The organism is Actinomycetospora atypica (genome assembly GCF_042653685.1).
GTDB classification, from domain to species: Bacteria; Actinomycetota; Actinomycetes; order Mycobacteriales; family Pseudonocardiaceae; genus Actinomycetospora; species Actinomycetospora atypica.
Genome location: NZ_JBHSIV010000100.1, coordinates 1 through 676 on the forward strand (window position 1 = coordinate 1; position 676 = coordinate 676).

Annotated in this window: 1 protein-coding gene; it reads left to right on the forward strand. The window is 56.4% G+C overall.

The window, feature by feature from the left end:
* Positions 1 to 301: 301 nt before the first annotated feature.
* On the forward strand, positions 302 to 676 hold a 375-nt coding region (locus tag ACFPBZ_RS29490), incomplete at its 3' end, for a hypothetical protein (RefSeq protein WP_378039662.1).

Genomic DNA, 676 nt, shown 5'->3' on the forward strand with positions numbered 1-676 from the left:
CAGCGAGAGCTCCATGTATAGCGGCGCCTCGTCGGCGACCGGGCGTCGAAGAGTCTCACCATTGGCGCGTGGGGCGTGGCTCGACACTAGATGTATGGGCGACCTTGTAGGTTTGCCTCGGCGTTTCTCAGTGGTCCTTCCGCCCGCCTCCCGGGCAGCGAACCAAGCAAACACGCTAATCCTGCAGTCGCATGGGGGTCGGGACCAAAGGACCCTTTCAAGTGAAGAAGATGCTAGCTACTATGTCTAGACTTCTTTCTTCCATAGCTCGAGTGGGGGCGAAGTGAGTACGCCGATATGGGTGACCCTGCTGGTGGGGGTCCTTGGTCCAATTGCCACAATAGTTGGCGTCAGGGTTACCGCGCACGAAGGCACGCGTAAGCTTCGACTAGATTATCAGCAGACGCTCCAGCTAGAGAAGCGGCAGGCTGAGCGAGAGTTGGCCGAGCGCAAGCGTGTCCTCGAGGTTCAGACGATCAGAGAGGTTATGCGGGACCTCTTTGAGATGTCGAGATCGACGCGAACATTGCGTAATTCTGCCACTGCAACCGACTTCGATACAATGAACCATGAGATCGGGTCTCTCTTGAGAAAGGTACATGCCGATTCGTCAGTCCTCGGAGACCCGACAATGAGACAAGAAGTTCAGGACGTCGCTCGTGGGTTTTATTCCTGT